This is a genomic window from Microbacterium sp. NPDC077391, assembly GCF_040686955.1.
GTDB classification, from domain to species: Bacteria; Actinomycetota; Actinomycetes; order Actinomycetales; family Microbacteriaceae; genus Microbacterium; species Microbacterium commune.
The window spans coordinates 61,871-82,032 of the sequence record NZ_JBFBMI010000005.1 but is presented as its reverse complement, the minus strand read 5'-3'; the positions used below and the strand labels follow the sequence as shown (position 1 = coordinate 82,032).

At 70.4% G+C, this 20,162-nt stretch carries 18 protein-coding genes; 9 read left to right on the top strand and 9 right to left on the bottom strand.

The genetic code is table 11. From position 1 onward, the window contains the following. Window positions 1-6: 6 nt before the first annotated feature. Complete coding sequence (locus AB0O65_RS12890; RefSeq protein WP_191713173.1) at window positions 7-1,671, bottom strand: phospho-sugar mutase; 1,665 nt, start codon at window positions 1,669-1,671, stop codon at window positions 7-9. After that, window positions 1,668-2,501 carry a purine-nucleoside phosphorylase gene (locus AB0O65_RS12885; RefSeq protein ID WP_071640686.1) on the bottom strand — a complete coding sequence of 278 codons (834 nt, stop codon included), beginning with the start codon at window positions 2,499-2,501 and terminating at the stop codon, window positions 1,668-1,670. The genes AB0O65_RS12890 and AB0O65_RS12885 overlap by 4 nt, the downstream gene beginning before the upstream one ends. A 48-nt stretch (window positions 2,502-2,549) precedes the next feature. Between AB0O65_RS12885 and AB0O65_RS12880 the strand changes: the two genes are divergently transcribed. Next, window positions 2,550-3,998 (top strand): NAD(P)H-quinone dehydrogenase, encoded by a 1,449-nt coding sequence (locus tag AB0O65_RS12880; protein WP_313480413.1) that lies wholly within the window; start codon window positions 2,550-2,552, stop codon window positions 3,996-3,998. Window positions 3,999-4,067: 69 nt separating this feature from the next. Here AB0O65_RS12880 and AB0O65_RS12875 read toward each other — a convergent pair whose 3' ends face one another. Further along, complete coding sequence (locus tag AB0O65_RS12875; RefSeq protein ID WP_313480414.1) at window positions 4,068-5,837, bottom strand: biotin carboxylase N-terminal domain-containing protein; 1,770 nt, start codon at window positions 5,835-5,837, stop codon at window positions 4,068-4,070. Between the two features lie 67 nt (window positions 5,838-5,904). Then, window positions 5,905-6,552 (bottom strand): Maf family protein, encoded by a 648-nt coding sequence (locus tag AB0O65_RS12870; RefSeq protein WP_313480415.1) that lies wholly within the window; start codon window positions 6,550-6,552, stop codon window positions 5,905-5,907. Between the two features lie 50 nt (window positions 6,553-6,602). On the opposite strand from AB0O65_RS12870, the gene AB0O65_RS12865 reads away from it, so the two are divergent. The 4 genes from AB0O65_RS12865 to AB0O65_RS12850 are packed head-to-tail and all read left to right on the top strand — an operon-like array spanning window position 6,603 to window position 10,743. Continuing rightward, a complete protein-coding gene (locus AB0O65_RS12865) occupies window positions 6,603-7,802 on the top strand; it encodes a TRAM domain-containing protein (protein WP_071640694.1) in 1,200 nt (399 codons plus the stop codon). 46 nt (window positions 7,803-7,848) lie between these two features. Next, window positions 7,849-8,511, top strand: coding sequence for a response regulator transcription factor (locus AB0O65_RS12860; protein ID WP_071640696.1), 663 nt, complete (start codon window positions 7,849-7,851; stop codon window positions 8,509-8,511). Beyond that, window positions 8,501-9,748, top strand: a complete 1,248-nt coding sequence (locus AB0O65_RS12855) for an ATP-binding protein (protein ID WP_313480417.1) — start codon at window positions 8,501-8,503, stop codon at window positions 9,746-9,748. The genes AB0O65_RS12860 and AB0O65_RS12855 overlap by 11 nt, the downstream gene beginning before the upstream one ends. Window positions 9,749-9,765: 17 nt before the next feature. After that, a complete protein-coding gene (locus tag AB0O65_RS12850; protein ID WP_225211410.1) occupies window positions 9,766-10,743 on the top strand; it encodes a hypothetical protein in 978 nt (325 codons plus the stop codon). A 244-nt stretch (window positions 10,744-10,987) separates the two neighbouring features. On the opposite strand, the gene AB0O65_RS12845 is transcribed toward AB0O65_RS12850, so the two are convergent. Next, window positions 10,988-11,179 (bottom strand): acyl-CoA carboxylase subunit epsilon, encoded by a 192-nt coding sequence (locus tag AB0O65_RS12845; RefSeq protein ID WP_071640753.1) that lies wholly within the window; start codon window positions 11,177-11,179, stop codon window positions 10,988-10,990. A 23-nt stretch (window positions 11,180-11,202) separates the two neighbouring features. Continuing rightward, window positions 11,203-12,801: an acyl-CoA carboxylase subunit beta gene (locus AB0O65_RS12840; RefSeq protein WP_071640700.1), complete on the bottom strand. Its 1,599-nt coding sequence runs from the start codon at window positions 12,799-12,801 to the stop codon at window positions 11,203-11,205. 86 nt (window positions 12,802-12,887) lie between these two features. Here AB0O65_RS12840 and AB0O65_RS12835 point away from each other — a divergent pair, with 86 nt between their 5' ends. Both AB0O65_RS12835 and AB0O65_RS12830 read left to right on the top strand, forming a co-directional pair. Next, the gene (locus AB0O65_RS12835) at window positions 12,888-13,850 is read left to right on the top strand and encodes a nucleoside hydrolase (RefSeq protein WP_363385617.1); all 963 of its coding nucleotides are present in this window, start codon (window positions 12,888-12,890) and stop codon (window positions 13,848-13,850) included. 143 nt (window positions 13,851-13,993) lie between these two features. Further along, entirely contained in the window at window positions 13,994-14,299 is a 306-nt protein-coding gene (locus AB0O65_RS12830; RefSeq protein WP_191713182.1) for a helix-turn-helix transcriptional regulator, read from the top strand. A 9-nt stretch (window positions 14,300-14,308) separates the two neighbouring features. On the opposite strand, the gene AB0O65_RS12825 is transcribed toward AB0O65_RS12830, so the two are convergent. The 3 genes from AB0O65_RS12825 to AB0O65_RS12815 all read right to left on the bottom strand — a co-directional run bounded on the left by AB0O65_RS12825 (window position 14,309) and on the right by AB0O65_RS12815 (window position 16,351). Further along, the gene (locus tag AB0O65_RS12825) at window positions 14,309-14,614 is read right to left on the bottom strand and encodes a hypothetical protein (protein ID WP_071640704.1); all 306 of its coding nucleotides are present in this window, start codon (window positions 14,612-14,614) and stop codon (window positions 14,309-14,311) included. Between the two features lie 77 nt (window positions 14,615-14,691). Further along, window positions 14,692-15,573: a hypothetical protein gene (locus AB0O65_RS12820; protein ID WP_071640706.1), complete on the bottom strand. Its 882-nt coding sequence runs from the start codon at window positions 15,571-15,573 to the stop codon at window positions 14,692-14,694. Between the two features lie 85 nt (window positions 15,574-15,658). Next, the gene (locus AB0O65_RS12815; protein WP_071640708.1) at window positions 15,659-16,351 is read right to left on the bottom strand and encodes an NTP transferase domain-containing protein; all 693 of its coding nucleotides are present in this window, start codon (window positions 16,349-16,351) and stop codon (window positions 15,659-15,661) included. A 233-nt stretch (window positions 16,352-16,584) separates the two neighbouring features. On the opposite strand from AB0O65_RS12815, the gene AB0O65_RS12810 reads away from it, so the two are divergent. Both AB0O65_RS12810 and AB0O65_RS12805 read left to right on the top strand, forming a co-directional pair. Continuing rightward, window positions 16,585-18,600: an ATP-binding cassette domain-containing protein gene (locus AB0O65_RS12810; protein WP_363385612.1), complete on the top strand. Its 2,016-nt coding sequence runs from the start codon at window positions 16,585-16,587 to the stop codon at window positions 18,598-18,600. Then, window positions 18,576-20,141 carry a hypothetical protein gene (locus AB0O65_RS12805; protein ID WP_071640712.1) on the top strand — a complete coding sequence of 522 codons (1,566 nt, stop codon included), beginning with the start codon at window positions 18,576-18,578 and terminating at the stop codon, window positions 20,139-20,141. The genes AB0O65_RS12810 and AB0O65_RS12805 overlap by 25 nt, the downstream gene beginning before the upstream one ends. Window positions 20,142-20,162 lie beyond the last annotated feature (21 nt).

The following is a 20,162-nucleotide window of genomic DNA, read 5'->3' as shown; positions in this document are numbered from 1 at the left end:
CGCGACTCACCGCCGCGCGGCGAGGAGCTCCCGCACGGCGGCTTCGAGCTCGGCGACGGCGCGGGCGGCGTCGGCCGTGCTCTCGCCGCGCGCGTCGATGTACACCTTCAGCTTCGGCTCGGTGCCGCTCGGGCGCACGATGACACGCGACCCGTCGTCGAGGCGGTAGCGCAGCACGTCTCCCGCGGGCACCCCCGCGTCACCGGTGGCCAGATCCTCTGCCGACGCGACCGCCCGCGCGCCGAACGCCGCGGGCGGCTGGGCGCGCAGAGACGCCATCGTCGAGCCGATCAGGCTCAGATCGTCGACGCGCACCGATACCTGGCCGCTCGCGAAGTGGCCGATCTCGGCACCGAGCTCGTCGAGCAGGCCGGCGAGCGTGGTCTCGCGCACCCGCGCCTCGGCGGCGAGGCCGAGCAGGGCGACCGCGGCGGAGATGCCGTCCTTGTCGCGCACGGTGTCGGGGTTCACCAGGTAGCCGAGAGCCTCTTCGAAGCCGAACACCATGCCGGGAGCACGCGAGATCCATTTGAAGCCGGTGAGCGTCTCGTGGAAGTCGAGTCCGTAGCGCTCGGCGACCGCACCGAGCCCGGGGGAGGAGACCAGCGAGCAGGCGAGGGATGCCCCTGCCGTGCCCTGCGCGGCGCGTGCCGCCCGCCAGCCGAGCAGCAGCCCGACCTCGTTGCCGGTCAGGCGGCGCCAGCCGCCCTCGGCTGCCGGATCCGGGATGGCGACGGCCAGACGATCGGCGTCGGGGTCGTTCGCGATGATGAACTCGGCATCCGCCTCACGCGCTCGAGCGAACGCGAGGTCCATCGCACCCGGCTCCTCGGGATTGGGGAACGAGACGGTGCGGAACGTCGGATCGGGGTCGCGCTGCGCGTCGACGATGCGCGGGGCCGGGTAGCCCGCGGCCTTCACGACGCGCGAGAAGGTCTCCCAGCCCACGCCGTGCAGGGCCGTGTACACCCAGCGCATCTCCTGCACGCCGAACGGTGCGGGAGCCACGGCTGCGGTCGCCGCGATGTAGGCGTCGACGACGTCGTCACCGGCGATCTCGTACGCGGCCGAGCGGGGCAGCAGGCTCACGTCGCCCGCATCGGCGACGCGCTGGATGTGCGCGGCGATCTGCGCGTCCGCCGGAGCGACGATCTGCGATCCGCCGTCCTCGCCGCCGAGGTAGACCTTGTAGCCGTTGTCGTTCGGCGGGTTGTGGCTGGCGGTGACCATGATTCCGGCATCCGCCTGCAGGTGGCGCACCGCGAACGCGAGCACCGGCGTCGGCAGCAGTCTCGGCAGCAGGATCGTGCGCAGCCCGGCACCGGCGAGGATCTCGGCCGAGTCGAGCGCGAAGCGGCGGGAGTTGCGTCGGCCGTCGTAGCCGATGACCACGGTGGGACGCGTCGTGCTGCGCTGCAGCAGGTACCCCGCGAAGCCGGCGGCCGCCTGGGTCACCAGCACGCGGTTCATGCGGTTGCTGCCCGCGCCCAGCTCACCGCGCAGACCCGCGGTGCCGAAGGCGAGCCGTCTGCCGAAGCGGTCCTCGAGATCGGCGAGAGCCGCCGCGTCACCGCCCGCGGCGCGGGTGATGATGCCGGCGAGCTCGTCGCGGGTCTCGGCATCCGGGTCCTGTCGCAGCCAGGCGCGCGCCTGGTCGAGCCGCTCGCTCACAGCGCCTCGATCACTCGGGCCAGCAGCGCCGAGATCACCGGCTCGGCCTCACGGCCGGCCTCGATGACCTCCTCGTGGCTGAGCGGGGTCTTCTGGATGCCGGCGGCGAGGTTCGTGATGAGCGAGAAGCCGAGGATCTCCATGCCCGCCTGGCGGGCCGCGATGGCCTCGAGAGCGGTCGACATGCCGACGATGTCACCGCCGATGGCCTTGGCCATCTGCACCTCCGCCGGGGTCTCGTAGTGCGGGCCGCGGAACTGGGTGTACACGCCCTCGTCGAGAGTGGGGTCGACGGTGCGGGCGATGTCGCGCAGCCGCGTCGAGTACAGGTCGGTGAGGTCGACGAAGGTGGCGCCCTCGAGCGGCGAGTCGGCGGTGAGGTTGATGTGGTCGCTGATCAGCACCGGCTGGCCGGGCTGCCACGTCTCGCGGATCCCCCCGGCGCCGTTGGTGAGCACCATGGTCTTCGCGCCCGTCGCGGCTGCGGTGCGCACCGAGTGCACGACCCGGCGCACGCCGTGGGCCTCGTAGTAGTGCGTGCGCGCACCGATCACCAGCACGTTCCGGCCGCCGGGGGTGCGGATGCTGCGCAGCGTGCCGACATGCCCGTCGAGCGCGGGCTTCGAGAAGCCGGTCACCTCGGTGGCGGGAACGGTGGCGACGGTCTCGCCGATCAGCTCGGCGGCCTTGCCCCAGCCGGAGCCGAGGGTCAGGGCGATGTCGTGGTGGTCGACCCCGGTCAGGCGAGCGATGTCGGCGGCCGCATCGGCGGCGACGGCGAACGGATCGGCCGTCGGGTCGTCCAGGGGGTTCAGGGAGTTCTCACGCATGCCTCCACTCTAGGAAGGTGGCGGGGCCGCTGCCAGGATTGCGGAAGAATGGAGTTCATGTCTCAGACTTCCTTCGCGAACAGGCAGAGCGTCGCCGTCCTCGGCGGCGGTCCCGGTGGGTACGAGGCGGCGCTCGCCGCAGCGCAGCTGGGAGCGGATGTGACGCTCGTCGAGCGCGTGGGCGTGGGCGGGTCGGCCGTGCTCACCGATGTGGTGCCGTCCAAGAGCCTCATCGCCACCGCAGATGCCGCCGTCGCCATCGCCGGGGCCACCGACCTCGGCGTGCAGTTCTACGCGCGCGGCGCGGACGACAGGCCGCTCAAGCCCGAGATCGCCATCAACCTCGCCGCCGTCAACAAGCGCCTGCTCGCCCTCGCCGGCCAGCAGTCGGAGGACATGCGCTCCACCCTGCTCGAGGCCGGCGTGCGCATCATCTCCGGACACGGCCGCCTGGAAGGTCCCAACGCCATCGTGGTCTCCACGGGACCGCACGGCACGGACTTCGACCGTGTCGAGGCGGACACCGTCGTCGTGTCGGTCGGCGCCTCGCCCCGCGAGCTGCCCTCGGCGAAGCCCGACGGCGAGCGCATCCTCACCTGGACCCAGCTGTACGACATGAAGGCGCTGCCCGAGCACCTGATCGTCGTGGGCTCGGGTGTGACCGGTGCGGAGTTCGCGTCGGCGTACATGAACCTCGGCGCGAAGGTCACGCTCATCTCGAGCCGCGACCAGGTGCTGCCCGGTGAGGACGAGGACGCCGCGAAGGTGCTCGAGAAGGTGTTCACCCGCGGCGGCATGAAGGTGCTCTCGAAGTCCCGCGCAGAGAGCGTGCAGCGCACCGATGACGGGGTGCGGGTCACCCTGTCCGACGGTCGCACCGTCGAGGGCAGCCACTGTCTGATGGCGGTCGGATCGATCCCGAACACGGCCGGCATCGGCCTCGAGGAGGCGGGCATCGAGCTCACCGAATCCGGTCACGTGCGGGTCAACCGGGTGGCGCGCACCTCGGTTCCCAACGTCTACGCCGTGGGCGACTGCACGAACTTCTTCCCGCTGGCATCCGTCGCATCCATGCAGGGGCGCACCGCCGTCTTCCACGCGCTGGGTGACATCGTGATCCCGCTCGAGGTGCGCAAGATCACCGCCAACATCTTCACCGCACCCGAGATCGCGACGGTCGGCTACTCCGAGCAGGACGTCGCGAACGGGCAGGCCGACGGCATCGCGCACAAGCTGCCGCTCGCCGCCAACCCGCGCGCGAAGATGCTGGGCATCAAGGACGGCTTCGTTAAGATCATCGCGCTGCGCGGCTCGGGGACGGTGGTCGGCGGTGTGATCGTCGCGCCACGGGCATCCGAGCTGATCTACCCGATCGCGATGGCGATCGAGCGTCGCCTCACCGTCGACCAGGTCGCGCGCGTGTTCGCCGCCTATCCGTCGCTGACCACCAGCATCACCGATGCGACCCGTGCCATGCATGCGGTCGGTGTCGTCTGACCCCGACCACCGCAGACGCAGAAGGCGCGCCCCGGGATCGGGACGCGCCTTCTGTGCATCGGGTGCGGGTCAGCTGATCGTCAGCAGCTGATGCCCGGCCGAGACGGTCGTACCGGGGGTGGCGTCGATGGCGCCGACGACGCCGTCCTTGTGCGCCTGCAGCGGCTGCTCCATCTTCATCGCCTCGAGCACGACCACGAGGTCGCCCTTGACGACGTGCTGGCCCTCTTCGACGGCGAGCTTGACGACGGTCGCCTGCATGGGCGACTTGACGGCATCGCCCGACGCCCCGGCGTTCGCGGTGGCGGTGTGGCTGCGTCGCGACGGCGGAACCGCCGCCGGACGGCCGGCGGTTCCCGCGACGGGGGCGACGACGCGGTCGGGAAGGCTCACCTCGAGGCGCTTGCCGGCGACCTCGACGACGACGGTGTGACGGCCGGGCGCGGGGGCGGGCTCGTCGAGCTCGCCGTCCCACGCGGGGATGTCGTTGACGAACTCGGTCTCGATCCAGCGCGTGTACACGCCGAACCCGCCGTCGGCGGCGACGAACGCCGGGTCCCGGACGACCTTGCGGTGGAACGGGAGCACGGTCGGCATGCCGGCCACCTCGAACTCGTCGAGCGCCCGACGGGAGCGCTCGAGGGCCTCGGCGCGGTCGCGGCCGGTGACGATGATCTTCGCCAGCAGCGAGTCGAAGGCGCCCGAGACGGCGTCGCCTGCCGTGACGCCGGAGTCGAGACGGATGCCGGGACCGCCGAACGTCTTGAAGACGTTGATCGGGCCGGGTTGGGGGAGGAAGCCGCGACCCGGGTCCTCGCCGTTGATGCGGAACTCGATCGAGTGGCCCTGCGGCGCCGGGTCGTCGTAGTCGATGGTGCCGCCGGCGGCGATGCGGAACTGCTCGCGCACGAGATCGATTCCGGTGACCTCCTCGGACACCGGGTGCTCGACCTGCAGGCGGGTGTTCACCTCGAGGAACGAGACCGTGCCGTCAGCGCCGATGAGGAACTCGCAGGTGCCCGCGCCGACGTAGCCGACCTCCTTGAGGATGGCCTTCGACGCGGAGTACAGCAGCTCGTTCTGCTCGTCGGTGAGGAAGGGCGCCGGCGCCTCCTCGACGAGCTTCTGGTGACGTCGCTGCAGCGAGCAGTCGCGGGTCGAGATGACGACGACGTTGCCCTCGGCATCCGCAAGGCACTGCGTCTCGACGTGGCGCGGCTTGTCGAGGTACTTCTCGACGAAGCACTCGCCACGGCCGAACGCGGCGACCGCCTCGCGCGTCGCCGACTCGAAGAGCTCGGCGACCTCGTCGAGCTCGCGCGCGACCTTGAGACCGCGCCCGCCGCCGCCGTATGCCGCCTTGATGGCGATCGGCAGGCCGTGCTCCTTCGCGAAGGCGATGACGTCGTCTGCGCCGTCGACCGGTCCGGGGGTGCCGGGGGCCAGCGGTGCGCCGACCTTCTCTGCGACGTGACGGGCGGTCACCTTGTCGCCGAGCGCCTCGATGGCCTCGGGCGATGGGCCGATCCACGTCATCCCCGCGCCGATGACGGCGCGCGCGAACTCGGCGTTCTCGGCCAGGAACCCGTATCCCGGGTGCACGGCGTCGGCGCCGGCGCGACGAGCCACGGAGAGGATCTTGTCGATCTGCAGGTAGGTCGCTGCGCTCGTGACCCCGTCGAGGCTGTAGGCCTCGTCGGCGAGACGCGCGTGCAGGGCGTCGCGATCCTGGTCGGCGTACACGGCGACGGAGGAGATTCCGGAGTCCCGGGCGGCGCGGATGATGCGTACGGCGATCTCGCCGCGGTTCGCGATGAGCACCTTGGCGATATCAGGCATGGGCTTCAGCCTAGCGAGGTCGACGCCGATCCTTTTGACGACTCTCCACAAGAAATACGGCAATCCGTTAGGACTGCGACCACAAATCGGTCCAGACGACGTCGAGCTCGCGCGCCAGGCGGCGCAGTGTCGACAGCGACATGCCCACCACCGTCGACGGGTCGCCCTCGACCCGCGTGATGAACGGCCCGCCGAGACTGTCGACCGTGAACGCGCCCGCCACGTGCAGCGGCTCGCCGCTGTCGATGTACGCCGCCAGCTCGGCATCCGTCACATCGTCGGCGAAGGTGACCGCAGCCTCGGCGACGGCCGTCGCCTCCACCGGCTCGCGGTCGGGTCCGACGCGGAAGACCGAGTGACCGGAGTGCAGGATGCCGGTGGCGCCGCGCATCTGCTGCCAGCGCTCGTATGCCGCCTCCGGCGTGTACGGCTTGCCGTGCACCTGCCCTCCGATGGCGAACATCGAGTCGCCGCCGATCACGATGCCGTCGAAGCGCGGATGCTCGGCGTGGATGCGCCCCGCGACATCGGAGGCCTTCGCCCTGGCGAGCAGAAGCACCAGCTCGTCCGGTGCGAGCGGGGCTCCGCGTTCCGCGCTCGCGGCGGCGGCGACGGCGTCCTCGTCGACCGTGGGCGCCACGATGAGCGGTTCGATGCCCGCCTGCCGCAGCAGCATCAGGCGGGCGGGGGAGGTGGATGCCAGGCACACGCGCATCCCTCCACGCTAGCCCGTGAGATCTCAGCGGTGTGTGGGATCCTGGAGGGATGACCTCTTCGGCCCGCACGCTCGACCTCGACATCACCGGTATCGCGCACGGCGGCACCTTCATCGCCCGGCACGAGGGGCGGGTCGTGTTCGTGCCCGACGCCATCCCCGGGGAGCGGGTGCGCGCCGAGGTGACCGAGGGGGAGGACGGCAAGCGGTTCTGGCGCGCCGAAACGCTCGAGGTGCTCGACGCATCGCCGCACCGCCGCGACCATGTCTGGGCCGAGGCCGACATCTCCCGCGCCCCCGCGGACCGAGTGGGCGGGGCCGATCTCGGACACATCGACCTCGCGCATCAGCGCGCGCTGAAGTGGCAGGTGCTGCAGGAGGCCCTCGACAAGTTCGCCGGCGCGGGGCTGGCCGCTCCCGTCGTGGAGCCGGTCGATCAGGGCGACGGCACCGGATGGCGCACCCGCGTCTCGCTGCACGTCGACGCCGACGGACGCGTCGGTCCGTACGCGGCCCGCAGCCATCGCGTGATCGACGTCGCCACACTGCCCCTCGCGCGCCCCGCCGTCGAGACCGCGGCCTTCGGCCTGCGCTCGCAGAAGCCGGGCCGGGTCGATCTGGTGGAAGCGGGCGACGGGCGCGTGCGGGTGCTGCCGCGGCCCGAGGGCGCTCGTCGCGGCCGCGCCGAGGTGGTGTTCGAGCAGGTGCGCGGGCGCCGCTTCCAGCTCGATGCGTCCGGATTCTGGCAGGTGCACCCGCGCGCCGCTGAGACGCTGCACGACGCCGTCGCCCAGGCGCTCGCCGGTCGGGTGGATCCGGATGCCACGCACTTCGACCTCTACGGAGGCGTCGGACTGTTCGCGGCGACACTCGCCGAGCAGGGCGCGCAGGACATCGTCACCGTCGAGTCGGACCGCCGCGCGACCGAGCACGCGGCCGCCAACCTGGCCGACGTCGACGTGCATGCGGTCACCGCGCGGGTCGACCGCTTCCTCACCGGCATCCCCGACGACACGCGTGCCGGCGCCGTCGTGCTCGATCCGCCGCGCGCCGGGGCGGGGCGCGGGGTCGTCGAGGCGATCAGCGCCCTCGCCCCCGAGGCCGTCGTCTACGTCGCCTGCGATCCGGTCGCGCTCGCGCGCGATCTCGGCACGTTCCGCGAGCTGGGCTGGGATGTCGCGTCGCTGCGCGCCTTCGACCTCTTCCCGCACTCGCACCACTTCGAGGCCGTCGCGCTGCTCGAGCGCTGACGTGCTCGAGCACGGCGCGCCGCCGTGCAATCGGTAGGCTGACGACATGAGTACCGTCGCCCTCATCGACGATCACGAGTCCGTGCGCCTCGGCCTGGAGGCCGCATGCCTGCGCGAGGGCGGCGAGCGCGTCGTCTTCTCCGGCGGAACCGTCAAGGAGTACCTGACCTGGCGGGCGACGTCCGCCGAGCCGCCCGTCGACGTGGTGGTGCTCGACCTCACTCTCGGTGACGGCACGACCGTGACCGAGAACGTCGCGACGCTGGTCGCCGACGGCGCGAGCGTCGTGATCCACAGTGTCGCCGACCGGCCGGCCTCGGTGCGCGAAGCGCTCGCCGCGGGAGCCGCCGGGGTGGTCAGCAAGTCGTCGGCGCTGGGCGACGTGCTCGATGCCATCCGCACGGTCGCGCGCGGCGAGGCGCTGAACAACGTCGAATGGGCCAGCGCCGTCGACGGCGACCGCGAGTTCGCCGACGCGCAGCTGTCGACCAGGGAGCGCGAGGTGCTGCGGCTGTACGCCGCCGGGCTGCCGCTGAAGGCCGTCGCCGAGCGTCTCGGGGTCGCGTACTCGACCGCGAAGGAGAACATCACGCGCATCCGCGTGAAGTACGTCGAAGTGGGGCGCCCCGCGCCCACGAAGGTCGACCTGCTGCGTCGTGCCATGGAAGACGGCATCGTCGAATCGGACGGTGCGCCGAGTGGCGAGTGAGGTCAGGGCTGACATCGACGCGATCAGCGAGGCGTGGACCAGTCTCCCCTCGCCAGGCGAGGTGGGTGTCGGTCTCGAGCGCTTCACCGGGCAGCGGATGGAGCGGATACTCGCCACGGTGGGCGGTATCGGCTCGACGGCGCTGGGAGCGCAGGCTCTTCTGGGTGCCCTGAGCCGGATCGACCTGCTGGACGGACCGCACGTGGCCGTCATGGTCATGGTGTTCGGGCCGCTGATGTGGATGATCGTCGCGTGCTTCTCCGGCCGGTGGATCAGCCAGGCGTGCGGCTCGTTCGCGGTGCTGTACGCCGTGGCTCTGGCGATCTGGCCGGTCGTGGTCGATCGAGGGCTCAACGAAGCCGAGAACCAGCCGTGGATCTTCTTCCTCGTGAACATCGGCGTGGTGGCGGCCCTGCTGGCCTTCTCGCCCCGCCTGCAGTTCGTCTGGGCGATCGGACTGCCCTTCGTCTACGGATACGTTCGCCTCGTGCAGGGCGGCTTCGAGCAGAGCTACTGGATCACGACCGCCTTCGACGTGTCGTTCACGCTCATCCTGGGATCGGTGATCGTCTCGCTGGGGTGGATGTTCCGACAGGTCGCCGCCGGTGTCGACGACGCCCGAGCGCGGGCTGTCGAGACGTACGCGGAGGCGGCGGCGGCGTCGGCCGCCGAGGAGGAGCGCATGGCGATGTCGGCCCTGATGCACGACAGCGTGCTGGCGGCTCTGATCAGCGCGGAGCGCGCCGAGAGCGCACGTGAGCGCTCGCTGGCGGTCGCGATGGCGCGAGAGGCTCTCACCCGCCTGGCCAACACCGAGGCCGCCATCGCGCAGGAGGGCAGCGACGAGCCTGCGGCGCGATCGAGGATCGTCGCCGAGCTGAGACGTGCTCTGTCGGAGCAGGGCGCCGATGCAGTCGTCGAAGAGCGCGGTGTTCCCGTGGCGGTTCCGGGGCGGGTTGCCCGTGCCATGGTGCTCGCCGCGCGGCAGGCGATCAACAATGCGGTCCTGCACGCGAAGGGCCGCGGCCTGCACGTGATCGTGGAATCACCCGAAGAAGGGCAGCTGACCATCGCCGTCTCCGACACCGGACCCGGGTTCGACCTTGCCGCCATCGGTGAGGATCGCCTCGGGATCCGCGCATCCATCGTCGCCCGGATGGCAGCGGTGGCCGGAACCTCCAACATCGTGACGGATTCGACCGGCACCACCGTCGAGCTGGGGTGGCGCGAATCATGACGCGGACAGTCCGGAGCATGACGACCGCTCTCGCGCTCGGCTTCGCCGTCTACTTCGCGGCGCGCGGCATCGGGTGGGTCGACCAGCCGTCGAACCCGCTGCTGATGATCGCCGGGATCCTGCTGTTCCTCGCTGCGATGCTCGTCGCGGTGCTCGCCGGCGCGTCGCACAGTGTGCGCATGCCGCTCGGGGCGACTCTCCTCGCAACCGTCGCCGCCGCCGGTGTGCCATCCCTGGTGAGCCTGTCGCTGGAGGCATCGATGCGCGGTGCCCCGTTCGCGACCTGGTACATCGGCGCGACCGGCCTGCTCGGCGTGGTCTGCGTGGTGCGGCGGCGCTTCTTCTTCGGATGGCTGATCCTCGGGATCCTCGCGCTGTCCACCTGGGCGTACATGGGACTCGACCGGGCTCTGACCCTCGGCCTGGTCGGATCCATCACCTGGGTGGTGGTGGCCCAGGTGCTCGTGCTGTTCTGGAACAGGGCGATCCGCGACACCGAGCGACTCACGGACGTTCAGCGCGGCGTCTCCGCCTGGCACGCCTCGCAGCTCGTGCGCCAGCGGGAGCGCAGGGTGCGCACGCAGCGGGCGCTGGTCATCGCCGGACCTGTGCTCTCGCGCACGGTCGCGACGAGGGGCGAGATCACCGAGCAGGAGCGCCTGGAAGCGCGTCTGGCCGAGGGAACGCTGCGCGACGAGCTGCGCGGCGCGAGCCTCATCAACGACGCCGTCAGGTCGATGATCAAGGATGCGCGGCGGCGCGGATCGGTCGTCTCCGTGTTCGACGAAGGCGGGCTGGAGGGCATCGACGAGGAGCGGGCCGGGCAGATCAGGGATGAGCTCGCGGCCGTACTGGCCAGCGCGCACTCCGATCGAGTCATCATCCGAGCCGGCCGGGACGACACGAACGCGGTGACCGTGGTCGGGCGCAGCGCCGACGGCGAGAGCGAGGACGCCGTCGACCTCTGGCACGAGATCCGCCGAGTCGCGGAATGAGAGAGGCGAGGGGCGGCAGGTCTGCCGGCCCCTCGCCAGATGCGGAACAGCTACCCGAAAACTGTCCGCGGGGTGGGCGGTACTGCGTCTGCCTACCCTGGGGACAGAGCAGCCGCCTAACGCGAAGCGTCCCTATCAGTTTCTCGGCCCGCAGATGGTCTGTCTGTAGGTATTTCGGGGGACAAACCGCCCGGCATCCGTCACAGCCGCAGCCCGGGAGACCACGGCCGGCCCGAGAGCGGGGTCAGCCCGAGAACCGCCCCCACGGGATGTCACGCCGCAGCGGGCTGCGGATGCCGCGCTGCGTGCGCTGCCACGCCGACACGCTCGGCACATCGGCGACCGCCTCGGCGGACTCGTGGGAGTACGCCTCGGCGACGACGGCGATGAGGGCGGCGAGCTCCTCCTCGGTCGGGTTGCCGCGGACGATCTCCATCCGGGGGGTCTGGTCGTCGTCGGTCACAGCGGGATGTTCCCGTGCTTCTTGGGCGGCAGGTCGGCCCGCTTGCCGCGCAGGGCGCGCAGCGACTTCGCGATCGCGACGCGTGTGCTGGACGGTTCGATGATGCCGTCGATCTCGCCGCGCTCGGCGGCCAGGAACGGGCTGGTCACGCTGTAGGTGTACTCGTTGGCGAGGCGCGTGCGCACGGCCGCGACGTCCTCGCCGGCCTCCTCGGCCTTGCGGATCTCGCCGCGGTAGAGGATGTTCACGGCGCCCTGGCCGCCCATCACCGCGATCTCTGCCGTCGGCCACGCGAGATTCACGTCGGCACCGAGCTGCTTGGATCCCATCACGATGTACGCGCCGCCGTACGCCTTGCGCAGGATCACGGTGACCATCGGCACGGTCGCCTCCGCGTACGCGTAGATGAGCTTCGCACCGCGGCGGATCACACCGGTCCACTCCTGGTCGGTGCCGGGCAGGTAGCCCGGCACGTCGACGAGGGTGACGATCGGGATCGAGAACGCGTCGCAGAAGCGCACGAAGCGGCTGGCCTTCTCGCCGGCCTCGATGTTCAGGGTGCCGGCCATCTGCGAGGGCTGATTGGCGATGATGCCCACCGAGCGACCCTCCACGCGGCCGAAGCCGATGACGATGTTCGGCGCGAACAGCGGCTGCACCTCGAGGAACTCGCCGGCGTCGACCACGTGCTGGATGACGGTGTGGATGTCGTAGGGCTGGTTGGGGGAGTCGGGGATGATCCTGTTCAGCACCTGATCGGCATCCGTCGTCTCCCACTCGAAGAGCGAGTCGTAGGCGGGGATCTCGGCCATGTTGTTGTCGGGCAGGTAGCTGAGCAGCGTGCGCGCGTAGTCGAGGGCGTCGTCCTCGTCCTCGGCGAGGTAGTGCGCGACGCCCGAGCGGGTGTTGTGCGTGAGCGCGCCGCCGAGCTCCTCCATGCCCACGTCCTCGCCGGTGACGGTCTTGATGACGTCGGGGCCGGTGACGAACATCTGGCTGGTCTTGTCGACCATGATGACGAAGTCGGTGAGAGCCGGGCCGTACACGGCGCCGCCGGCGGCCGGACCCATGATGATCGAGATCTGCGGGATGACGCCGGACGAGCGCGTGTTGTGCCGGAAGATCTCGCCGTACTTGCTGAGCGCGAGCACGCCCTCCTGGATGCGGGCTCCGCCCGAGTCGAGGATGCCGATGATCGGCATCCCGCCCTTCAGGGCGAACTCCATGATCTTGATGATCTTGTCGCCGGCGACCTCGCCGAGCGAACCGCCGAAGGTGGTGAAGTCCTGCGAGTACACCGCGACGGTGCGGCCGTGGATCGTCGCGACGCCGGTGACGACCGAGTCGCCGTACGGGCGGTTGCGGTCCATCCCGAACGACGTCGTGCGGTGGCGCACGTACTCGTCGAACTCGACGAAGCTGCCGGTGTCGACCAGGAGCTCGATGCGCTCGCGGGCGGTCATCTTGCCCTTGGCGTGCTGCTTCTGCTGGGCGATCTTCTCGGGCTCGAGGACCGCGTCGGTGAAGCGCGAGCGGAGGTCCGCGATCTTGGCGGCCGTGGTCGAGAGGTCTGGCGTGTCCGTCACGGATTCCACACTAGCGCCGGGGCCGGTTCGGCTGTTGGATGCTCGACACAACGGGAGCGGAGTTCCTTTGTCCTTCCCTGCGTATGCTCGTCAGCATGCCCATCCCCGTGATCATGGATGTCGACACCGGCATCGACGACGCCCTCGCCCTGCTCTTCGCCGCAGCCCATCCCGACATCGAGGTGCTCGGCGTCACCTGTGTCGCCGGCAACGCCGGGCTCGAGCAGGTGGTCGAGAACACGCTGCGGGTGCTGCATCTCGCCGACGCCTCCGATGTGCCGGTGGCAGGCGGCGCCCCGCGACCGCTGCTCGCGCCGGCGCGGGCGGCCTCGCACGTGCACGGGGCGGACGGACTGGGTGGCGTTGCCCTGCCCGCGAGTGGGCGGGATGCCGTCGGCGAGTCGGCCGTCGCGCTGATGCGTCGGCTGATCATGCAGCATCCCACGCCCGTCACACTCGTCGCGCTGGCACCGCAGACGAATCTCGCGCTGCTGCTTCGCACCCACCCGGAGGTGGCGGAGCGGATCGAGCGGATCGTGTTCATGGGCGGGTCGGCGAGCGTCGGCAACGCGACGGCACTGGCGGAGTTCAACGTCTGGCACGACCCCGAGGCTGCCGCGATCGTGCTGGATGCCGGGGTGCCGACCGTCATGTACGGTCTGGACGTGTTCAATCGGGTGGCGGTGCCGCAGGCGCTCGCCGACGAGCTCGCGTCGAGCTCGCATCGCGTCGGTCGCGTCGTCGGGCAGCTGCTCGGGCATCGGGTGGCGCTGAGCGAGGACGAGTCGTTGATGTACACCGGGCTGATCGGCGACGCGGGCGCGGTGTGCGCGCTGGTGGCGCCCGAGCTGGTGCGGTTCGAGGCGCTGCCGGTGCGCGTCGAGCTGAGCGGTTACAGCCGCGGGCAGACGATCGTGGATCGCCGCGCCTTCGCGGGTGAGGACCGGCTGCACGGTCTCGATGACGCGTGGTCGCGCTCGCAGGTGGCTCTGGGCATCGACGCGGATGCCGTGGCCGACCTCCTCGTGCAGACCGTACTGGCGCTGCCGGGGGAGTGAGCCTGCCGCGTCAGGTCGGGCCGGCTCAGGCGATGGTCCTCTCTTCGGACTGAACGCTCTCGTGCACGAGTGCCCCGAGCAGGCATAAAAGCCCATGTGCACATGCATGCGGTCGCCATGCGCCGCGCCAGGATGCTGGAGGGATGAAAGCCGCCCGGTCGCAGGCATCCGAGAAGGTGGGGATGCGGGTACGGGAGCTGCGTGCGAAGCATACGATCAGCAGAGCGAAGCTGGCCGAGCGCGCAGACATGGATGTCTCTCACCTCGCTCGGATCGAGAGCGGAATCGGAAACCCGACGCTGTTCGTGCTGATCCAGCTGGCGACTGCGCTCGAGGTCGAGCCGGCGACCTTCGTCGACGGGCTCACCGCCGCCGACCTGCCCGAGAACGTCAAGCCGTACTCCGAGTCGGACTTCCGCAGGGAGCTGCGCCGCCGCGACGAGCGGTGACCGACGGCGTCACACGACGAATCGCCACAGGTACTCCAGCCCGTCCAGCTGCCGGAACCAGGCGATCGACACCACCGCTTCGTCGGGGTCGGAGGAGCACAGGCACAGCTCGACGGTCTCGCCAGGCAGCACCTGACCCCACAGGTCGACGACCTGCTGGTGGTCGACGTCGTCGCGGAAGACGCGTACGAAGTCGACCGGCTCGCGGCCGGCGTTGAGCACGACCGGGTGCGCACGGTCGCGACGGGTGATCACCCACGGCACGCCGTACGCGATCGGTGGTGTGGGCTCAGCGGGATCGATGGGGTGCAGCATCCCGCCACGGTAGGAATGAGCTCAGACGCCCCGACGTCGCGGCAGACGACGATTCCCGATCTGTGGAGAGTCTCGTCTCACTCGCCGTCTGTGGCGGAGATGTCGGAGGGCGGCTCGACCCCTCGCGGAGTGCGACGGAGCTTCGATCCGATGAACCGTGCGCCGTTCAGCATCCGGATCTCGATCTTCTCGCCCGCCGGCGACGGCTCGAGTTCCGCCGGGAGCGTCGCGGGAGCGGCGCCGAAAGCGCGTCGCGAGGTCGTCAGCACCCGCCGCCCGAGAAGGTGATTCCCGGCGCCGCCCACCACCGCACCGACGCCGAACGGCAGCGCCTTGCCGATGATGGACGCCCCGCCGCGCTTGGCGAACTGGCGGATGAACGCGGACTTCAATCGGTCGACGATCGGTCCCATCGCCGCGCGCGGCAGCGACTTCGTCACCATCTCACCCCAGTACGACGAACGGGTTCCGCCGGTGCCGGTCGCCTGCCGCGCGAGCTGGGAGACGAGATCGACGCCCTCCTTGCCGAGCATCAGCATCATGACCAGCGCGCGCGCACGTTCGGGATTGTCGACCGCGATGCCATGCACCTCGGCGATCGATTGCGCGAACAGCGCTGTCGACTCCATGAAGCCGATGGTCTCGACACCGGACAGCGCCAGCGTGACGCCCGTGCCGATGCCCGGCACGACCGCGGTCGCGCCGACCGCCGCCCCGCCGGCCGTGACAGCGGCGAGGTAGCGAGCCTCGAGCGCGCGCACGATCTGCTCGGGGGTCGCGTCGGGATGGCGCCGGCGGATGCTGCGGATGTGCGCCACGACCAGCGGACGCTGCACGGCCATCACCCGATCCAGGCTGCGCACGCTGAGCGGGTGCTCGTGCGACCCGACGGGTGGCACGGGCTTGTCCCAGGGGGAGTCCTCGGGGAGCGAGTGGATCTTGTGGACCTTCTCACGCATGCGGCGATCCTATGCGCCACGCCCGTAAGAATGCCTGAAGCCCCGCTCCCCTTGACAGGGGCGGGGCTTCACGCATGCGTGTGGGTCACACGAAGAGGTTCGCGCGCTCCAGGTCCTCAGCGAAGTCGACCTCGACCGCGTACAGATCCGAGACGTCCATCGGCTCGAGAAGCAGGCCGTCCTCGGCGATGGCGAGCTCGAGACCGCGCTCGAAGTAGTCCTGGTCCTCGACGCGCTGCAGCTGACGCATGAACGCCTTCTTGTCGCGCGACGAGATGTAGTTGATGCCGACCGCTTCGCCGAGGCCGCCCTTGACCGTCTTCGAGAGCTCGTTGATGTAGCCCTCAGCGGTGACGGTGTACTTCACCTCTTCGTCGCTCACCTTCGAGGTGTTGACGGTGACGAACGACTGGTCGCGCTCGATGAACTCGATGGCACGGCCGAGGATGCGCGGATCGAACACGACGTCGCCGTTCATCCAGAGCACGCCGCTCTTGCCGGTGGCGTTCAGCGCGCGCAGCAGGCTCTTGGACGTGTTGGTCACGTCGTAGCGCTCGTTGTGCACGTAGTTCGCGGTGGGGAAGGCCTCGATGATCGTCTCGGCGCGGTAGCCGACGACGGTCGTGATGCGGGCGCTCTTGCCGAAGGCCGCGCGGATATTGTCGTGCTGCTGGCCCATGATCGTGCGGCCGTCGCTCAGCTCGGTGAGCGGCTTCGGCAGGGCGCGGCCGAGGCGCGAGCCCATTCCGGCTGCGAGGATGACGGTCTGAAGAGTCACGGAATCTCCTAAGAAAGAACGGTGTTCACTGTCGGTTCACCGACGGGACACCTCTTCGTGCCTCCGCAATGCTACCGATAGCCGCTGAGAGTCGCCGGGGGAAGGCTGTCCCGTTGTCCTTTCGTGATCGATTGCACACGTTTCTCCCAGAGTCCCACAAGGGGGTTGCGTTCGCGATGTCTCCCGGTTTCGGCCGCCGGGGGCCTGTCAGGGGCGGTTGGTACCGTAGACGCGTGACTGCTCCGCTTGATCCCGAAGATGCCCGCATCGACGACACGACGAGGTCGAGCGACGCTGCGGCCGAGCCGTCGGCCGAGCCGAAGAAGCCCGCGCGCGCGCCCCGCAAGGCCGCCAGCAGCCCGGGTGCCGCCGCTGCCAAGACGGCCGCCGTCAAGAAGGCGGCAGCGACGTCGGCGGCCTCGAAGTCCGCCGCGGCGAAGAAGGCGGCAGAGGCGGATGCCGGCCGTGCGGCGGCTGTGAAGAAGGCGTCCACCACGGGAGCGGCCGCGAAGACGGCGAGTCGTACGACCGCCGCTCGGACGACGGCGACCAAGACCGCGGCGGCGAAGCGGGCCGAGACAGCGAAGAAGGCCCAGACCGCTGCCGCTGCCGCCGCGAAGAAGTCGGCGCCCGCCGATCCCGTGGGCGCGGAACAGGAGGGGGCGCTCGAGGAGAGCGCTGCCGCTCCGGCGAAGACCACCGCGGCGAAGGCGACGGCGGCGGCGAAGACGGCGGCGGCGAAGACGGCGGCGGCGAAGGCGACGGCTGCGAAGGCGACGGCGGCCAAGACGGCGGCGACGAAGACCACGGCTGCGAAGGCGAAGTCGACCGCGGCGAAGACGACGGCTGCGAAGACCACGGCGACGAAGACCACGGCTGCGAAGGCGAAGTCGGCCGCTGCGAAGTCGACCGCAGCCAAGGCGACCGCTGCGAAGACCACGAGCGCGGCGAAGACATCTGCCACGACGCCGTCCACCGCGGCATCCCCGACGAAGGCGTCCACATCGACGTCGTCCTCCGGCGCGGCGCCTGCATCGACAGCGAAGCCCCCGGTGACGAAGGCACGCGCGAAGACGGCATCCGCTTCGACACCGGGGACCGACGGCGCGGTCGCCGATTCCGCCCCGCCGGTGCCCGAGATCACGTCCGATGCGGTCATCGCTCTCGACGCCGAGCCCGTGCGTCGGCTGGTCGCCGCATCGAACAGCGCAGAGCTGGCGGAGGCCCGCCCACCGCGCCGTGGAGAGGCAGGTTCTGCCGTCGTCGTCGAGCCGGGAGACCAGGCACCGACCACCCCGGCACCCGATGCTTCGGCAGCAGATTCCGCCGCGACCGAATCTGCAACACCAGACGAGGTGATCTCGAGCGCCGTCGCGGACCCGGCCGTCGCCGATTCGGCCGTGGCTGACCCGGCCGTGGCTGATCTGGTCGTCGCCGACCCGGCCGTGGCTGATCTGGTCGTCGCCGACCCGGACGGAGACGCGCCGGCAGGCGAGGCCATCCGCATCCGCGGTCTGGTGAAGCGCTTCGGCGACTCCGTCGCGGTCGACGATGTCGACCTGACCGTTCCGGCCGGATCGTTCTACGGCCTCGTCGGCCCGAACGGCGCAGGCAAGACCACCACGCTGTCGATCATCGCGGGCCTGCTGCGACCGGACGCGGGCACCGTGCACATCAGCGGAATCGATCAGCGTGAGAAGCCCCTCGACGCCAAGCGGGTCATGGGCGTGCTGCCCGACCGGCTGCGCACCTTCGACCGGCTCACCGGACGCCAGCTGCTGTACTACTACGGACAGCTGCGCGGGCTCGACCGCGCCGTCATCGAGAAGCGCACCGCCGACCTCGCCCGCGCGTTCGATCTCAGCGAGGCGCTGAGCCGCGTCGTCTCGGACTACTCGGCCGGAATGACCAAGAAGGTGATGCTGGCCGGAGCACTGATCCACTCGCCGCGCGTCCTCGTGCTCGACGAGCCGTTCGAGGCCGTCGATCCGGTCTCGTCGGGTGTGATCCTCGACATCCTGCGGTCGTACGTCGCACACGGCGGAACGGTCATCCTCTCCAGCCACGGAATGGATCTCGTCGAGCGGGTGTGCTCGCGCGTGGCCGTGATCGTGGGCGGAGAGGTGCTCGCCGAGGGGACGATCGACGAGGTCCGCGCGGGTCAGACGCTGACCCAGCGATTCATCGAGCTCTCGGGCACCGGCGGCGAAGTGGAGGGACTCGAGTGGTTGCACACGTTCTCCGCCTGAGGGTCGCGCTGCTCGTCGGTGCGCTGCGCGGGGAGCGTGCGGTTCGCGCCGCGGTCGCGCTCGCGGCATCCATCGCCGCGACCGTCGTCGTCTGCCTAGCCGTCCTCGGTCTCGGCGACGCACCACTGGCGACCGCTCGCACCGTCATCGCGCTCGGCGCGGCGGCGCTGATGCTGGCGTTCTTCGTCGGCCCCATGCTCACCGGCACGCCGGATCAGCTCGATCCACGACGTTTCTGGCCGTTCGGCCTGGATGAGCGGCGACTGGGCTGGATGCTCGCGCTGGCCTCGCTGATCAGCGTACCCAGCCTCGCCCTGATCGCCGTGACCGCGTGCGTCGTGATCGTCGTCGTCAACGCCGGAGTCGCCTGGGCGGCGGCTGTGCTGTTCGGCGCCATCGGCGTGCTGTCGATCGCGCTCGCCGCCCGCGTAGGGATGGCCATCAGCGCGATCCTGCTGCCCGAGCGCCGCTCGCGCGAGCTGACCATCCTGTTCGCGTTGCCGGTGATCGTCATCGCGTTCCCCGTCGCGGCGTACTTCGCGTCGCTGCGCTGGGACGGCCAGGTGCCCCCGGCCGTGCAGACGGCGACGGCCATCGTCGGCTTCTCGCCGCTCGCAGCCCCGCAGGCGTTCCTCTTCCATCTCGCCGCGGGCGAGACGGGCGCGGCGTGGGCGAGCGGTCTGATCGCGGTCGCGACGATCGGCGGGATGCTGCTGCTATGGCATCTGCTGGTCAGGCGGCTTCTCACCGCATCCGAGCGCCCCTATGCGACGCGCGAGCGGTCGGGACTGGGATGGTTCGGATTGCTGCCGGCCAACGCGTTCGGCGCCATCGCCGCGCGCAGCCTCGTGTACTGGCTGCGGGACCGGCGATACATCGTGAACCTGCTCGTCGTGCCGATCGCCGGCGTGCTGACGGTGTTCCCTCTGCTCGTGGCCGGAGTGCCGCTGTGGCTCGCCGCCCTCGTTCCGGTTCCGCTCATGGCGCTGTTCTTCGGGTGGCTGCCGCACAACGACGCCGCCTACGATTCCACGGCACTGTGGATGCACATCGCCAGCGGCGTGCGCGGACTGCCCGATCGGCTCGGCCGACTCGTGCCCGTGCTGCTCGTCGCTCTCCCCGTGCTCGCGATCGCCATCTCCGTCACCCTCGCGGTCATCTCGGACTGGCATCTCCTGCTGCCTCTGATCGGCGTGACGGCGGCGCTTCTGCTCACCGCGCTGGGCATGTCGAGCATCGCATCGGTCGTCGCGCCGTACGCCGTCTCGCGGCCGGGGGACAGTCCGTTCCAGCAGCCGCAGCGCTCGTCTGCACACGGCTCGTACGGCGCCGCGCTGACCTTCGTGGGCGCCCTGCTCGCGAGCACGCCCACGATCTGGCTGTTCGGCCTGACGCTCGTGGAGGGCGACCAGCACGCGCCGACGACGTTCTGGGTCGGGGTGATCAGCGGAGTCGTCGTGCTCTTCGGCGGTGCCGCGGTGGGCGCCGTGATCTTCGAGCGCAGCGGGGAGAGGCTGATGGAGTTCGTCGAGAGGACCTGACCTCGGCGTCCCAGACGCGGA

Coding starts and splice junctions, on each gene's coding strand:
- AB0O65_RS12885 (WP_071640686.1), bottom strand. CDS start 2,501: ATGCGTGAGAACTCCCTGAACCCCCTGGACGACCCGACGGCCGATCCG.
- AB0O65_RS12880 (WP_313480413.1), top strand. CDS start 2,550: ATGGAGTTCATGTCTCAGACTTCCTTCGCGAACAGGCAGAGCGTCGCC.
- AB0O65_RS12850 (WP_225211410.1), top strand. CDS start 9,766: ATGACGACCGCTCTCGCGCTCGGCTTCGCCGTCTACTTCGCGGCGCGC.
- AB0O65_RS12845 (WP_071640753.1), bottom strand. CDS start 11,179: ATGGAGATCGTCCGCGGCAACCCGACCGAGGAGGAGCTCGCCGCCCTC.
- AB0O65_RS12820 (WP_071640706.1), bottom strand. CDS start 15,573: ATGCGTGAGAAGGTCCACAAGATCCACTCGCTCCCCGAGGACTCCCCC.
- AB0O65_RS12875 (WP_313480414.1), bottom strand. CDS start 5,837: ATGCCTGATATCGCCAAGGTGCTCATCGCGAACCGCGGCGAGATCGCC.
- AB0O65_RS12870 (WP_313480415.1), bottom strand. CDS start 6,552: ATGCGCGTGTGCCTGGCATCCACCTCCCCCGCCCGCCTGATGCTGCTG.
- AB0O65_RS12830 (WP_191713182.1), top strand. CDS start 13,994: ATGAAAGCCGCCCGGTCGCAGGCATCCGAGAAGGTGGGGATGCGGGTA.
- AB0O65_RS12835 (WP_363385617.1), top strand. CDS start 12,888: ATGCCCATCCCCGTGATCATGGATGTCGACACCGGCATCGACGACGCC.
- AB0O65_RS12865 (WP_071640694.1), top strand. CDS start 6,603: ATGACCTCTTCGGCCCGCACGCTCGACCTCGACATCACCGGTATCGCG.
- AB0O65_RS12860 (WP_071640696.1), top strand. CDS start 7,849: ATGAGTACCGTCGCCCTCATCGACGATCACGAGTCCGTGCGCCTCGGC.
- AB0O65_RS12825 (WP_071640704.1), bottom strand. CDS start 14,614: ATGCTGCACCCCATCGATCCCGCTGAGCCCACACCACCGATCGCGTAC.